Raw genomic sequence first — 15,644 nt, forward strand, 5'->3', positions numbered from 1 at the left:
ATTAAAGAATGTCAGGATCAAGAAAAATTCTGATTATTTGAACCTATCTGCAGAAACTTCTTCATGAAGAGGAATATCATTCTCGATAAAATCATAAAGGTTTTTTGAAAAATAACATCCATTCAGAATTCCCCTTGCCCCCATGCCATTAAAGACATATAAGTTTTTTAATGACTCATGCCGGCCAATGATAGGTCTCCTGTCCTTTACTGTCGGGCGGAAACCAAAATGAACTTCTTCCACTTCGAAATCATGGGAATAAAATTCTGAGAGACCATTTACCAACTGTTTTACCGCAGATTCATCTATATGATGGTGCAGCTGTTCTCTATCATATGTTCCACCATAGAAATGCAGCCCGTTTCCAACAGGAAATAAAAAATGTTTCTTTTTGATGGTGATATCCGGCACAGCTTCGGAAAGTTTCACTTTAATGTGGTGTCCTTTATTTGGAATGACAGCAACTTCTGAAAAATAAGGATTTTCCTTCACCCCCATTCCTTCACAGAAAACAATATTTTTAAAAGTAAAATCCCGATAAGAAGATTCAGAAGGATTCAGTTTCTCATACTCAAATTTTTCTTTTACCAAAAGGTCATTTTTTTCAAAATAATTGAATAAACCCTCAAAAAACCCATTAACATTCAGCCTGGCTGACTGAGACACCTTTCCGCTGAGAAAATCGTTTTTTACCCCATTTAAAGACTCAAAATTTTTAGTAAGAAAACCAGATAATTCTTCATTTTCTGATTTCTTCAGCCATAATTTCTGTTCATTTTCATCATGAAAAATTCTATGGATAGATTTTTCTACCAAATAATTTTCTCCTGTATATGATTCTATTTCCTCCAGCGTATTTTTAAGGAAATCAATCTGTTCCTGAGCTTTCCAGAAGGTTGTAAACTTCTTAAGAACAACAGGATTAATGATACCGGCTGAGATTTGAGAAGCACTTTTTCTTCCTTCCGAGAATATTACAAAGGACTTATTGTTTTTAATTAGCTGGTGAGCGAAGAAAAGTCCTGCATATCCATCCCCCACTATAATATAATCTACATTTCTCATAATAAAAAAAACCTGAGTAAAAGTACTCAGGTTTTCTATAAATATCAAGTGAAATTTAGTAATTCCACATATCATTTTCCATTTCAAGGATCTGCGTCTTGATTCTGTCGCTTTCATCTAGCTGATCATCAGCATCTCTAGGGATATAGTCCTTAATAGTACCATCTCCTAAACCAGCTGAAGATTTGTAGATTACAGAAGAGAACCTTCTCGCATTGATAATATCATCGAAAGATAAATCAGCTGAAGAGTTTTTTCTGTTGAAAACATAATTGTTTGCTAAGATATCTCTTGCATTCGGATAGAAGATCCAGAATAGATCGATAAGCTCATCATTGCTCGCAAGTGGCTTACCATCAGGACCTATCACTCCCTGTACTGCCGGGTCAGGACCCATAGCTGCAATACCAAGAGGTCTGTATTTCATCTGTCCGTCTCTCTTATCAATGAACCACATACCCATAATTTTAAGAACTTTTACTTTATCAGTAGTCGTTTCAATAATATCGGTATATTCTTTTTTCTCCTGCTCAGTTAACTGTCTTCCAGAGTTCAGGATATCAATCGCTGCATCACTGATTTTCACATTAACCAATCTTTTCTTAATGGCTTCCGGAGTAAGTTTATCTACAAAATTTTCGTCGTTGTAAACCTGCTCAATTTTACCACTTAAAGCGGCATCAAGCAACAATTTATATAAAGATCTTGTAGGTGTAGAAAGCAATCCATCCGGATTATCATAATAGAACGGCTGATTGATCTTATCGTTCATATCAATGATTTCCCAAACAAACATACTCTTAAGGATATCTTTATCTTCTACAAAACCATATTCAAGAGGTTTTACTGTTTTATCAATAATTGTATCACCGACTTTCTGTTTATTCTCCTCTCTCATCTTTCTAAACTCTTCTGGAGAAGAAGCGTTCAGAATAGTCTGGGACAAAGCAAATCCCGAAACTAATACTAAAAGGGTGCTAATATATTTTTTCATAATAAATTACAATTTTAGTCCTATTGAACATTAATTAATATAGGAGTAATGTTTTTAATCTGTTGCCCTTCTAAACCTTGAGCTGTTGCTTTAATATCAAATATTGAAAATACATCTCCTGATCTTAAGTTTCTAACTAATCCAGCTGCTTCACCTAAAGAATTTCCATGGATCAGCAATGCTGCTTTTCCAGGTACTCTTACCATAAACTGAGTTACAGTGAATGATACTGGGAAGTCAAAGTCAGGAATAGTTGCCTGTACAGTTTGGTTCGGGATAGAAGTTGCCGGCATCGACAATATATTCTGTCCTCTCATTTGTCCCTGTGGTGGCGGTACATTCTTGATTCTATATTCAAATACCTGAGATACTGATTTACCATAAGGATCAAGACCTGATAATGTCAACTTAACTGTAGTACCAGCACCAGGTTTTACATTCCATTTACCAGGACCTGTACTTTTCACAGATGCTCCCGGAGCTGATAATGAAAGTTTAGCATTGTCTGCCCCTAAGATTGATCCTGAAACAGGGTTCTCAAGTCCTCTATACATTACATTCATTTTGTCAGCAGAAAGTAATAATCCTTTTTCAAGTTTTACTTCTCTTGGTCCTGCAATTACGTTGTAAGTATGCGTCCAAGGGAAGTTTTGAGCTTTACCTGTAGCATCTGTCAATGTAATTACACCTCCTAATTTATGTTCACCGATACCAGCACCAGAGATAGGAATAATACCTTTTCCGTTCTCCAGTTTGCTTACACCTGAGATACTGATTTTATTACTGTTAGAATAGTTACCCAACATTACTTTTACTTCAGCCTGCTTACCAGCCTGGATATCCACCGGACCTGCAACAATAGCTTCATAACTTGTAAATTTAATGCTTGCATCTACTTTCTCCTGAAGTAATAACGCCAATGCATCAGACTGAACATTTCTGGCATCATTTTGGATAATCTCTAAATTGGAAATAGCTGCAATTAAAGGCTGGTGATAGAATTTATTCTGAAACCAGGTCTTATCATTTGGAGATTTTCCTTTAGGATATTCTGCAATAAGAGATTTATTAGCTCTTTCTACTAAATCTTTAAGCTGAGCATTGTTCCCAAAAGTAGCATTAATGTAGTTTCTTACATCATCAATTTTAGCTTTTAAGTCTAATGCATTCTTTGAAGGTGTATTTTCATCTCCTTCTTTAAAGAAATATTCTGTAGTTGCTTCGTTATTGTTAAGTGCTGCAAAATTCTCACTTACATCAACATCTTTTCCGTCTTTATCTTTATCATGAAACTCAGATTGCTTTTTCAAAAGATCTTTGATATCCTGAGAAGATTTCACCAACGCATCAATCTTAGTTTTCAATACTTTGTACTGTGCCCAAGGCTGTTCGTAAGTATCTGGAACTTGCTGAGCTTTAGCTTCAAGCGTCTTTTCAAAGATTTTCTCGTTCTTTCTTTCTGTTAAAGTTCTGGTTTCATTTAATGCTCTGGTAGAGTCGTAATATGATCTGATGATTTCTGCATCAATGTTTAGGGCCATCATCGCGATGAACACCAGATACATCAGGTTGATCATCTTCTGACGAGGGGTCTGTTTTCCTTGTGCCATTCTCTGTTTCTTTTTTTAGATTAAATAGTTATTTAGAAATGGTTTAGGAGTTAAGACTTCATAGCAGTTAACATACCACCATAAACTCTATTTAAATTATTCAGATTAGAGGTTAAACCTTGTAGCTCTTGGTTGAATTTTTCAGATTGCTCTGCAGATTTCTGCATATCAGCAACATATTTGTTTGCGTACTCAGATTGTTTTTTACCATTCTCAAGTTGCATAGTATAAAGAGCATTCATGCTTTCCATATGCTGAGCAGCTTTATTCAACTGATCATTATATTTATGCGTAGAAGCTGATACATCTACAGTTTGGTTAATTTGATCTACAGAATTTGAAAATTTATCAATTCCTGTTCTTAATCTGTCAAATAACTGAACATCCAATTTAGCATCCTCAAGCATTTTATCTAATTTCTTAGAAAGAGAATTTTCCAATTCAGCAAATTGAGCTGCAGCATTGTTATTTCTAGAAGAAACATTAGAATGTAAAGGGTTTGGGTTAGCATGCTTATCTAATAGTTCAGGATAAACATTTTCCCATGCATAAGACTCTTCAGATTTTGGAGGGTCGAATGCAAAAATGATAAAGATAATTGCCTCTGTAATAAGCCCTACTGTAAGAGCTATATTACCATTAATGGGTCCCAAGGTAATGTGAGTAATTTTAAGCCAAGCTCCAAGAATTACAATTGCAGCACCGAATGAATAAAAGAAATTCATCCAAGCATCTTTAGTCTTAAACATATTGAGTTAGTTTTTTTATGTTAAATAAAATTGTTTTGAAAAATAATTGTCTCGTTATCTGTTAACTCTTCTTGGTTTCACAGCTGCTTCAGGAATATCCTGAACAGTTCTGAATCCGATATAGCTTCTAGCAGAATCCTTTCTTTCCCAATCTCTTGCTCCCGTCATCAATGCATATCCTATATCTTTCCAAGATCCACCTCTTACAGATTTTTTAGTATCCTTTTTATCTTTTGTAGAAGGATTTAATGTAGAAGAGAATCCATATGAAGAATTGTTATATGCAGATACTGTCCATTCAGAAACGTTTCCAGCCATATCAAACAACCCAAATCCATTTTTCTTAAATTTCTTAACTGGAGCTGTATATGTATAAGTCCCTTTTTTCTCGTCTTCCATGTAGTTACCTCTCTTAGGCTTAAAGTTCGCTAAGTAGCAACCTCTGTCATCCATTAAATATGGACCTCCCCAAGGGTAAGTGGCATTTTGCATACCACCTCTTGCAGCATATTCCCATTCAATTTCTGTTGGAAGACGGAACTGCAATGGTCTTTGTTTTTTTCTTTTTAAACTTTCGTTGTAATCAGTTTTCAATTTAGATCTGAAGCTACAATAAGCTCTTGCCTGATCCCATGTTACTCCAACTACCGGGTAGTTTTTGTAAGCTTTGTGCCAGAAATATTGTTCAAATAATGGCTCATTGTAAGCAAAGTGGAAATCTTTTACCCAAACTGTAGTATCCGGATAAATCGCGATACTTTCGCTTTTAAGGTAATTAACTCCTCTTTCGTTATCTGCAATTGCAGCGTCCATATCTCCCCAACGGTAAGTATATTTAAGCTTACTTACATCTAAAATTCTTTCGTTTCCAATTCTGGAAGATGCAGGCAAGTACAATGCTTCTAAAACCTCTGCATATTCTACATCCGGATATTTTGAAGTACTCCAATGTAATGGAATTTTCCAATCTAATCTTTTGCTTGCATCATAGGTTCCATCTTCACGGCCTCCCTGGCCTTCCATATATTCCTGATAAGGTGTTAAATTTTCTTCTTTTTTAGCAAGGTATGCGTAATCTCCTATGCTAGCTCCTTTACGTCCGCCTTCATCTCCACCTTCTCCGGCAGCTTCAGCAAGTAAAGTTCTCGCAATAGAATCTCTTACATAATTGATAAATACCCTGTATTCTGAGTTGGTAGTTTCTGCTTCATCCATGAAGAAAGATGAAACAGTAACGGTTTTCAATGCTGTTTTTTCAGGTGTATGTGTTGGATCCTGATCTGCCAGACCAGCAACAAATGAACCTGCAGGAATTGCGACCATTCCGTATGGTCTTTCCGCAACAAATGATTTCGTTTTTTCTCTTGGTATCAATTCTCCTTTTGTTCCAGGCTTCCCTACAGAAGAGCTGCCACCACCTGAACAAGATACCGATGCTACCGATGCAGACAATAATAAAAGAAATATCCTTTTCATGTTAATTTTTATAATTAAGCCGTAAATATATAATTTTTTTAAGAAACTTTTAAGATTTTTTTTGAAATAACGGAAGAAATCTAAATTTATTTTATTTACAACAACTTTTTATTCAACAGTAACAGATTTTGCTAAGTTTCTCGGTTGATCAACGTTTGCACCTCTATAAACTGCAATATAATAAGCAAGCAACTGTAGGGGCACTGATGCAACGATTGGAGAGAAACATTCTGAAGTTTCAGGAATTTCGATCACATAATCTGACATCTCACTTACCTGGCGATCTCCTTTGTTGACTACAGCGATAATTTTCCCTTTTCTTGCCTTAATTTCCTGAACATTACTTACAATTTTATCATAATGACCTTTTTTAGGTGCTATAATAACAATTGGCATGTTTTCATCGATCAACGCAATAGGGCCATGCTTCATTTCTGCTGCCGGGTATCCTTCTGCATGGATATAAGAAATTTCTTTCAATTTTAAGGCTCCTTCTAAGGCCGCAGGATAGTTGTACCCTCTTCCTAAGTATAGGAAATTAGTAGTTTCCACGAAATCTTTTGCAATTTCCTGAACCTGCTCATGGGTAGCATTTAAAACTTCTTCAATTCTCTTAGGGATAGCATCTAATTCAGCAATTAAGCTCATAAATTCAGCATTCCCCAAGTTTCCGTTATGTTTACCTAATTTAAATGCAATCAGTGTAAGAATGGTAAGCTGAGCAGTAAATGCTTTGGTAGAAGCTACCCCAATCTCAGGACCTGCATGGGTATAAGAACCTGCATCTGTAATTCTAGCAATAGACGAATCTACCACATTACATATACCATATATAAATGCACCTTTTTCTTTTGCCAGCTTTAAAGCAGCCATTGTATCTGCTGTTTCTCCAGACTGAGAAATTGCTATAACCACATCCTTATCAGTGATAATAGGATTTCTATATCTGAATTCTGAAGCATATTCTACTTCAACAGGAATTCTTGCATATTCTTCAATAAGATATTCTCCGATAAGTCCTGCATGCCAAGAAGTACCACAAGCTATAATAATAATCCTGTTGGCATTTTTGAATCTTTCAACATGATCCCAGATTCCAGCCATTTTAATAACTCCCTCATCTACAAGAAGTCTCCCTCTCATTGTATCATGGATAGACTTTGGCTGTTCAAAGATTTCTTTAAGCATAAAATGCTCGTAACCTCCTTTTTCAATTTGCTCCAGGCTCAGTTTAAGCTTTTGGATTTCCGGCTCGATCTTAGAGTTTTCATTGATTGTTCTAATATCTACTCCTTTTTCAAGAGAAATGATAGCCATATGTCCTTCTTCCAGATAAATTGCTTCTTTTGTAAATTCTACAAAAGGAGAAGCATCTGAAGCAATAAAGTATTCATTTTCTCCGATTCCTATTGCTAGAGGCGAACCTAATCTTCCCACTACCAATACTCCAGGATAATCTTCATGAAGTACAGTAATTGCATAGGCTCCATATACTTCATTCAATGCATATCTCACCGCTGTTGGGAAATCAATCTCAGGATTCAGTTCCATGAAATACTGAATAAGGTTCACCAATACTTCAGTATCAGTTTCTGATTGGAAAGTATACCCTTTCTCAGTAAGCATTTTTTTAATAGTATCATAATTCTCAATGATACCATTATGCACAATAGCTATTTTTCCATTATTTGACAAATGCGGGTGTGAGTTTCTGTCACTTGGAACACCGTGAGTCGCCCAACGTGTATGTCCCATCCCAATTTTGGCTGTTCCTTTCAATTCTGCTGAAATATTCACCAAATCATCAACCTTACCTTTTGTTTTTTCTACTGAAAATTTCTTTTCAGTATTTTCTAAAACAATTCCTGCACTGTCATATCCTCTGTATTCTAATCTTCTAAGACCATTGATTACTATTTCGTAAGCGTCTTGAAAACCTGTATATCCTACTATTCCGCACATATTTATTTTGTCTAGTGTGTTGTTATTTTTTTTGTTTATTTTTTTGTACCGTAAGTAACTCTTAGCTGAATTCTATTCGCACTTTTGTCACTTCCGACCAATATCGTTCTATTCATATCAAATGCTCTTGTTGTAAATGTTGGTCCAAAATAGGCTCCTGAACTTACAATTCTTGCAAATGCACCCTGATTGATAAGTAATACATTATTTTTAAACTGATACTCATTATCCGTAGTAATTTTAATACCATCTGCAGGACCTTCAACAATACCTTTAATGGTCTTTGTTATCACAAAGTCATAATACGCTGGTTTTTCATTGATCAGATAAAGAGGGAATCCTGCCATTAAATCTGAAGTAAAGCCTGGCGAAACAAACTCGCCGTCTTTTCCTTTATCTTTATTTACCGGAAGGAGTGAAAATCTACTGTCTCCAAATTTCGAATGTTTATTAGACCATGTTAATGGATCTACATAAATTCTGATTTTTGCACTTACAATTCCTGCTTTATCTTTTTCATATAAACTTTTAAGCTTATTAATAGCCTCTTCCGGAATTTTCACTCCTATAGAAGGTCCTCCCATTCCCTGAGCATAAAGCTTCGGATCACCAGTGGTATCATTACTTGCTGCTAATGCAGATGAAACTTGCGATCCTGTTCTATTGTAAGCATACTGACCTATGTGGACATTACCTCCTCCTAAATTAAATTTAAGTGTAGTTTGTGGTCGAGTCGTTGTACCATTATCTGTTTTATCATATTTATAGTACATCACAATCTCCATATCATTAGGCGAAAACTGGAAAAGGTATTTATCCGTTTCACTTACTGAAATCTTGATTCCTCTTAGATATCTGATAAAGTTTGCTGTATTTTGCAATTCAGGCATTCCTTTTTTATCTACAATTCTGGTTTGGAAGAAGTCTTTATCCAATCTCATTCTAAAATCATTAGTTGAATTGAATACAGCTGTATTGTCAGATTTTTTAGTCACGGCTATCGTACTTACTCTACCGTCAAATACTGCTGAACCTAATAATCCGCCCGTGCTCACATCTACATTTGAACGGGTGAAAGGTTTAGCGTTAGCATCCAGGAAAGTTGTAACCTCATGTACATTTATGGTCATAGAGTTATACTGCCCCCCTATTTTACCATATTTAAAAACAGGATATGTCTTTTTATCTATAGAAACCGGTACCGTTTCATTTCCTACCGGGAAATCACTTCTGTCATAAGCACCAGGTGCTTTTACTGAGTCTGTGATATAGTATGGTGTTTTCATCACCAGAACAACAGAGTCTACTTTTGCGTTAGGTCCGGTAAAATCAAAGTTATCGGTAGGCATTCTCAATTGTGTAATATAAGATGCTTTTTGTCCTCCAAACTGATTTTCGGTAAAAGCTCCCAGAACACCAACGGTTGTGAATCCTCCTGCAGCATTTTGTTCACTGATCAATTTAGAAGCATCACTTCTGATGGAATCATGATTATCAATATTATATGCAATAAGATCATATAATGTTTCATTACCATCTACCTGATCTTTTATAAACAGCTGTTCCCCAAGGGAATCTACATCCGGTTCACAGTTATAAAGAATGGTACTTCCGAAAATCGCCAGTAAAAGTACGGCGAATGTCTTTTTAAGATTATGAGTCATTAAAAATGTGTTTTTTAATAAAGTTGGTTTATAGAATCTACGTCAAGATACTCTGACTTTTTAGTAGCTGTTTCATTGAAAGCCTGGTCAAGGTCTTCATCCAGAAACTCATCTCCTTTTACAACTGCATCCACGTAGTTCATACTTTCGATAACAAAGCTTTTAATTGTTGGATTATCTAACGCTTTTAATCCTGAAATATTATCAAACTTCAATTTTTCATCAATCTTTTTATCCAGAGCAGCGTCTTTCTCATTATACAGAGAAAGAACAATTTTAGCGTCTTTGAAATAAGTATCTGATTCGTAATACGTTTTAAGGTAAATAGGGACAAAAGAAGACATCCATCCGTTCAGGTGGATAACATCCGGTACCCAGTTCAGCTTTTTGATGGTTTCAATAACTCCTCTTGCAAAGAAAATAGCTCTTTCGTCGTTATCCTCGAAAGGATTTTCTTCGTCGTCAAAATAGTATTGCTTTCTTTTGAAGTATTCTTCATTATCAATAAAGTAAACCTGAAGTCTTTCCCCCGGAAGAGACGCTACTTTAATAATTAAGGGCTGGTCCAGGTCATTGATAATAATATTCATTCCTGAAAGACGGATTACCTCATGAAGCTGGAATTTCCTCTCACTTATTTGTCCAAATCTTGGCATAAAAACTCTTACATCATTGCCTTCATTGTGCATCTTAAGTGCCATTTTGTTTACCACTGCAGCCATATTGGTATCTTCCTGATATGGATACATCTCTGTAGTAATGTACAGTATTTTTTGATTCGGCATAAACTTTCTATCTAATTTTTTGTAAAAATGCTTTAATGTGCAAAATTACAAAAAAACATCCAACATTATTTTAATTAACATTTTTTTACGAAAATTACCTTTTCCAAATTATTAAAAACACACTTTATTATGTGATATTTTTAGTATTTTTGAAATAGTATTAAAATAAACTATGGAAGTTATAAGAAATAGGAAAGTCCTTCAGGATTTCATTGAAAGACAGAAAGAAATGGGAAAAAGAATAGGCTTTGCCCCTACTATGGGAGCTCTTCATAAGGGTCATCTTTCTCTATATGAAGAAGCAAAAAAGGAGAATGATCTTGTTATTTCATCAATTTTTGTAAATCCCACTCAATTTAACAATCCTGAAGACCTTGAAAAGTACCCAAGGGACATTAACAGAGATATTTTAATCCTTGAAAACTCAGGGCTTGTAGATGCTGTATATATTCCTGAAATAGCAGATATTTATCCTGAAAAAGCAGAAAGCAAGCATTATGATTTTGATGGACTTGAGAATGAAATGGAAGGAAAATCACGACCTGGACACTTTGACGGAGTAGGAACCGTCGTAGAAGAGCTTTTCAGACAGGTACAGCCTGACAGTGCTTATTTTGGAGAAAAAGATTTCCAACAATTAGCCATTATTAAGAAAATGGTTGAAAAGACACATCTCCCGGTTAAAATAACAGGTGTTCCCATTTATAGAGCCGAAAACGGACTTGCACTAAGCTCAAGAAACCAAAGACTTCACGAAGACCGAAAAGAAGCTTCAAAAATTATTTATGAAACCCTGAATAAAGTAAACGACTGGTTCCGAACGGTAACGATTGCAGAAATTAAGGAAAGGGTAACGGATATTTTTGACAACCAGCAAGGAATGCATCTGGAATATTTCCTGATTGCCGATGAAAACACATTAAAAGAAACTGATTTCTTCTATAAAGACAGAAGTTTCAGAGCCTTTATCGTGGTAGTGGTAGATGGTGTAAGATTAATTGACAATATGCATTTAGATTAAAAAAAGCTATACAATATGTATGCTTTTATAGAATACAAACTCTGATGGTAACGTCAGAGTTTTTTTGATGTATTATAATAAGAACCGAATAACCAAATAATCACGGGAGAGAAAAATAATACCACAGAAAAGATTCCTACTACAACATTTTCAATACTCTCATTTTTTATTCCAAGAAATAATAGACAAAAGAATTCAAAACCCATTACAGCAGTTCCTCCTAAAACATAGCCATAGGATCTGGTATCTTTAAATTTTACTTTCTCCCGATTGGATTTTAAGTAGCCACAAACTACGTGATATAAAAAAATTAAAAAGAAAACTCCTGCAGACAATAATACGACAAGAATCATCCAGGCTAATTTTTCATCAATGATACTAATATCACTCATATTTCTTTTATAATTAAGTATTAACAAAAAAAAATCAAAGGCCTCTTGAGGAGACCTTTGAAACACCAAATCACAAAATATTAATATGAAAAAAATTTACTTTTCAGTAAACTTGTGACCCGGCTGGGATTCGAACCCAGGACCCATACATTAAAAGTGTATTGCTCTACCAGCTGAGCTACCGAGTCGGCCACAATTAAAGTGAATTACTTCACTATTAATTATTAAATTTTCTTTGCAGTGCCTGCGACTGGACTCGAACCAGCACATCCTTAGGAAACCACCCCCTCAAGATGGCGTGTCTACCAATTTCACCACGCAGGCAATAAAATTACAAAAAATTAAGTAATTTTTATTGCTAGTGACCCGGCTGGGATTCGAACCCAGGACCCATACATTAAAAGTGTATTGCTCTACCAGCTGAGCTACCGAGTCGGTCACTTATGCATCAAGTTTCATTTAAGTAATGTCCCTTGTTTTAAGTGGTGCAAAGATATGACTTTTTTCTTTATCTCAAAACTTTTTCGCAAATTTGTTCAAAAAAAATTCATGATAATTTCACTGATTGGATACATGGGAAGTGGCAAATCTCACATTTCCAAAATATTAAGCGAAAAAATAGATTTTAAATTAATTGACCTCGATAAAGAGATCGTCAGGAGAAATAAATTAACCATTCCTGAAATATTCGAAAAAAGAGGAGAAATCTATTTTAGAAAGCTAGAAAGAGAGGCATTGGAAGAAATTCTGGCTTCTGAAGAAAACGTGGTTTTAAGCCTTGGCGGAGGGACTCCTGTTTATTATAATAATATGGAGATCATCAATCATAACTCAAAGAGTATATTTTTAAGAACATCGGTAGGAACATTGGTAGAAAGACTTTCAAAACAGAAAGAAAAAAGACCAATAATTGCTAATATTACGGATGAAGACCTTCCGGAATTCATTGCCAAGCATCTGTTTGAAAGAAATCAATTTTACAGTAAGGCACAATACAGTTTAAGTACGGATTCCAGAGAACCTGAAGACATCGTCAAGGAAATAATAGAAAAGCTCTATCTCTAGAGCTTTTTTTATTTTTAATCTTCTTTTTCGGTTTCGTCACCTGTTTCTCCAAAGAAATCATCCCAATCTGTAAAGTCTGCATCAATATCATTACCCACATATTCGTCCATTTCTCTTCTGTCTTTTTTAGTAGGTCTGCCTTCCCCTTTGTTCCTGTAATAATCCTGGGACATTTTACGAAGTTTCAGCAATTCATACTGTTCCTTATCTGTCACATCCTGTATGTGAAGGGAGACAAGCTTTGCTCCTATCCTGCTTTTAGGAATCTGAACTACCTTTATTTTATAATCAATCTGATTTTTCCGAATTTTGATAACATCTCCTTCTTTTACCTCTTTTGACGACTTTACGGCGGACGTTCCCATTGAAACCCTGTTCTTTTTAATTTCCTCTGTTGCAATACTTCTCGTCTTATAAAAACGAATGCACCATAAAAATTTATCTATTCTCATAATTTTTTATACTTTTGCCGTTATATTATTTGTAAAGTAATTAAACTTTTTTGAAATGAAAAAAATATTTTTATATATCCTTGCAGGATCTTTATGTTTTACGGCGTGTAAAAAAGATGATGTAGTAGATACCATTAATGAACCTGAAGACATTAACGTCCAAAACAGCTATGATGATCAGGCGATTAAAAAGTTTATGGATGAAAATTACCTTGATGCACAGGGAAATGTAAGAACTTTCAGTACAACAGACGCCAGTGATGATAATGAAAAGAAATTATCAGCTCTTCCTAACGAAACTTTACCATCAGGTACGGTTTTCATTACAAGACCTGATGCCCAGCCTACTAATGGAGTAGCAATTGCTAAAGGGGACAGTTTACGTATCATGATGAACGCGCTGACTTTTGTAGCCACTGATAACAACGGAAGTATTGTATATGGAGCAAAAACACCTTTGACTAATTACAACACCATCAGTGAAACCGGAATTCCAGTAGTTGATCCGAAATTCTACTATATCAAAAACAACAATAAATTAATCAAAAATGCGACTACAGATATAGCAAAGCAAAAAAGTTATTATATGATTGAAGGCTTTAATGAGGCTTTACAGAAATATAAAGCTTTTGATAAAGCAGATGGAGAAAGCTATAATCTTCAAGGGGTTATTATAGTACCGTCCAGAGCTGCTTTTGCAAGAGATTCTCATTACAATTACAGTGGGTATTCTTTCAGAAACAGGACTTTTGTCTTCAACTTCCAGGTCTATAAAAATACACCAAGGGCAGCTGATTAAGCTCGATAAAAAATAATAAATCCCCACAATGAAACATTGTGGGGATTTTATTTTATACTCTGTTTTACATTTAAGATCTAGCTTTTTGCTTTACATTACCCAGAATATCCGGGAAGTATAAGTCGGCAAGATGGTCAAATTCATCACCTCTCATAAACATGGTAGCATCTACTTCTTCATAAGAACTTCTTCCGGCAGCAGCAATCAATTCATTGCAGGTATGAAGCGTATTTTTGTGGAAGTGATATACCCTCTCGCTTTTATCGGTAACATCTAATCCTTTAATCAGCATTTTATCCTGAGTAGCCACTCCGGTAGGACAGTTATTGGAATTACAACGTAAGGCCTGAATACATCCTAAAGAGAACATAAAACCTCTGGCGTTGTTACACATATCAGCTCCCATAGCAACAGCTCTTAAAATATCCAGACTGGTAAGTACTTTACCACTGGCAATTACTCTTAATTTATTTCTTACGTTGTAGCTATTCAGTGTTCTGTTTACAAAGATCAGTGCCGGCTCCAAAGGCATTCCTACACCATCTGAAAATTCTGGCGGAGCAGCTCCTGTCCCCCCTTCTGCTCCATCAATAGTGATAAAGTCAGGATAGATTTTCAGTACGTTCATTTGTACACAGATATCTTCAAATTCTTTAGTATCTCCTATACAAAGCTTAAACCCGATCGGCTTACCTCCGGAAAGCTCTCTCAGATGCTGTACAAACTTCAGCAATCCTGCTGCATCATGAAAAGAAGAGTGTGATGGTGGTGAAATAACGGTCATCCCCGGTGTGACGTGACGGATTGCTGCAATTTCCGGAGTATTTTTCACTCCCGGAAGCACCCCTCCATGTCCTGGTTTAGCACCTTGAGACAATTTGATCTCGATCATTTTCACATTCGGCAAGTTTGAGTATTTCGTGAATAATTCAGGATTAAATTTTCCTTCTTCATCACGGCATCCAAAATAACCGGTCCCAATCTGCCAGCATAAATCGCCTCCTTCCATATGGTGGGGAGATATTCCTCCTTCTCCAGTATTGTGGTAAAAATTACCTTTTTTAGCACCTCTATTTAAAGAGATCTGAGCTCTGTCGCTTAATGCACCAAAACTCATTGCTGAAATATTAAATAAAGAAGCATGGTAAGGCTGTGTACATTGTTCTCCACCTACCCAAACTCTTGGAAGCTCTTCTGATGGTGACTTTGCATAAATAGAATGCTTAATTCCTTCATATTTTCTATGATTAACCTCCAGCTGTGTACCAAAAGCAACAGTATCACTTAAATTTTTGGCACGTCTGTATACTGCAGAACGCTGATTTCTTGGAAATGGCTTCCCATCTGTCTCCCTCTCGATGAAGTACTGCTGCATTTCCGGTGAAATACTTTCAAAGAAGTACCTGAAGTACCCTAATACAGGAAAGTTCCTCAGAATAGCATGTTTAGACTGGTACGCATTGTAAACACCTAATGCATAGATGGCGGACAGCAGGATGGGTATCCAATAGTGCGCTCTGATCAGTAACGCTACAATCCACGTAGCAGTTACTAATACAATTCCCCAAGATAAAAACTTATCTCTCATGAATGTAGTATTTAAAGTTAAA

The 15,644-nt window shown here is 35.6% G+C and carries 14 protein-coding genes and 3 tRNA genes; 3 read left to right on the forward strand and 14 right to left on the reverse strand.

Annotated features, from left to right (window positions below):
* Positions 1 to 33: 33 nt before the first annotated feature.
* From JML65_RS12515 to JML65_RS12550, 8 genes are all read right to left on the reverse strand, one after another.
* The gene (locus tag JML65_RS12515; RefSeq protein WP_202271055.1) at positions 34 to 1,065 is read right to left on the reverse strand and encodes an NAD(P)/FAD-dependent oxidoreductase; all 1,032 of its coding nucleotides are present in this window, start codon (positions 1,063 to 1,065) and stop codon (positions 34 to 36) included.
* Positions 1,066 to 1,120: 55 nt separating this feature from the next.
* The gene (gldN, locus tag JML65_RS12520) at positions 1,121 to 2,059 is read right to left on the reverse strand and encodes a gliding motility protein GldN (RefSeq protein WP_047489230.1); all 939 of its coding nucleotides are present in this window, start codon (positions 2,057 to 2,059) and stop codon (positions 1,121 to 1,123) included.
* 20 nt (positions 2,060 to 2,079) lie between these two features.
* Entirely contained in the window at positions 2,080 to 3,669 is a 1,590-nt protein-coding gene (locus JML65_RS12525; RefSeq protein WP_047489231.1) for a GldM family protein, read from the reverse strand.
* A 50-nt stretch (positions 3,670 to 3,719) separates the two neighbouring features.
* Positions 3,720 to 4,418 (reverse strand): gliding motility protein GldL, encoded by a 699-nt coding sequence (gldL, locus tag JML65_RS12530; protein ID WP_047489234.1) that lies wholly within the window; start codon positions 4,416 to 4,418, stop codon positions 3,720 to 3,722.
* Positions 4,419 to 4,472: 54 nt separating this feature from the next.
* Positions 4,473 to 5,894 carry a gliding motility lipoprotein GldK gene (gene gldK / locus JML65_RS12535; protein WP_047489237.1) on the reverse strand — a complete coding sequence of 474 codons (1,422 nt, stop codon included), beginning with the start codon at positions 5,892 to 5,894 and terminating at the stop codon, positions 4,473 to 4,475.
* 108 nt (positions 5,895 to 6,002) lie between these two features.
* Positions 6,003 to 7,856 (reverse strand): glutamine--fructose-6-phosphate transaminase (isomerizing), encoded by a 1,854-nt coding sequence (gene glmS, locus JML65_RS12540; RefSeq protein WP_047489243.1) that lies wholly within the window; start codon positions 7,854 to 7,856, stop codon positions 6,003 to 6,005.
* Positions 7,857 to 7,891: 35 nt separating this feature from the next.
* The gene (locus tag JML65_RS12545; protein WP_202271056.1) at positions 7,892 to 9,520 is read right to left on the reverse strand and encodes a DUF4270 family protein; all 1,629 of its coding nucleotides are present in this window, start codon (positions 9,518 to 9,520) and stop codon (positions 7,892 to 7,894) included.
* Positions 9,521 to 9,534: 14 nt separating this feature from the next.
* Positions 9,535 to 10,305, reverse strand: coding sequence for a glycogen/starch synthase (locus JML65_RS12550; protein ID WP_047489246.1), 771 nt, complete (start codon positions 10,303 to 10,305; stop codon positions 9,535 to 9,537).
* Positions 10,306 to 10,477: 172 nt separating this feature from the next.
* On the opposite strand from JML65_RS12550, the gene panC reads away from it, so the two are divergent.
* On the forward strand, positions 10,478 to 11,326 hold the full coding sequence (panC, locus tag JML65_RS12555) for a pantoate--beta-alanine ligase (RefSeq protein WP_047489249.1): 849 nt from the start codon (positions 10,478 to 10,480) through the stop codon (positions 11,324 to 11,326).
* A gap of 53 nt (positions 11,327 to 11,379) precedes the next feature.
* Here panC and JML65_RS12560 read toward each other — a convergent pair whose 3' ends face one another.
* The 4 genes from JML65_RS12560 to JML65_RS12575 form a co-directional block, all read right to left on the reverse strand.
* A complete protein-coding gene (locus tag JML65_RS12560; protein ID WP_202271057.1) occupies positions 11,380 to 11,718 on the reverse strand; it encodes a hypothetical protein in 339 nt (112 codons plus the stop codon).
* Positions 11,719 to 11,833: 115 nt separating this feature from the next.
* A tRNA-Lys gene (locus tag JML65_RS12565) sits at positions 11,834 to 11,906 on the reverse strand.
* Positions 11,907 to 11,959: 53 nt separating this feature from the next.
* A tRNA-Leu gene (locus JML65_RS12570) sits at positions 11,960 to 12,042 on the reverse strand.
* A 38-nt stretch (positions 12,043 to 12,080) separates the two neighbouring features.
* Positions 12,081 to 12,153: transfer RNA gene (locus JML65_RS12575), tRNA-Lys, on the reverse strand.
* 114 nt (positions 12,154 to 12,267) lie between these two features.
* On the opposite strand from JML65_RS12575, the gene JML65_RS12580 reads away from it, so the two are divergent.
* Positions 12,268 to 12,783: a shikimate kinase gene (locus JML65_RS12580; RefSeq protein ID WP_047489542.1), complete on the forward strand. Its 516-nt coding sequence runs from the start codon at positions 12,268 to 12,270 to the stop codon at positions 12,781 to 12,783.
* 14 nt (positions 12,784 to 12,797) lie between these two features.
* On the opposite strand, the gene JML65_RS12585 is transcribed toward JML65_RS12580, so the two are convergent.
* Entirely contained in the window at positions 12,798 to 13,235 is a 438-nt protein-coding gene (locus tag JML65_RS12585; RefSeq protein WP_115920283.1) for an RNA-binding S4 domain-containing protein, read from the reverse strand.
* Positions 13,236 to 13,290: 55 nt separating this feature from the next.
* Between JML65_RS12585 and JML65_RS12590 the strand changes: the two genes are divergently transcribed.
* The gene (locus tag JML65_RS12590) at positions 13,291 to 14,034 is read left to right on the forward strand and encodes a hypothetical protein (RefSeq protein ID WP_202271058.1); all 744 of its coding nucleotides are present in this window, start codon (positions 13,291 to 13,293) and stop codon (positions 14,032 to 14,034) included.
* Between the two features lie 70 nt (positions 14,035 to 14,104).
* Here the strand turns inward: JML65_RS12590 and JML65_RS12595 are convergent, their stop codons facing one another.
* Positions 14,105 to 15,622, reverse strand: a complete 1,518-nt coding sequence (locus tag JML65_RS12595) for an FMN-binding glutamate synthase family protein (RefSeq protein WP_047489261.1) — start codon at positions 15,620 to 15,622, stop codon at positions 14,105 to 14,107.
* Between the last annotated feature and the right edge of the window lie 22 nt (positions 15,623 to 15,644).

Source organism: Chryseobacterium sp. KMC2, assembly GCF_016756935.1.
Lineage (GTDB): Bacteria > Bacteroidota > Bacteroidia > Flavobacteriales > Weeksellaceae > Chryseobacterium > Chryseobacterium rhizosphaerae.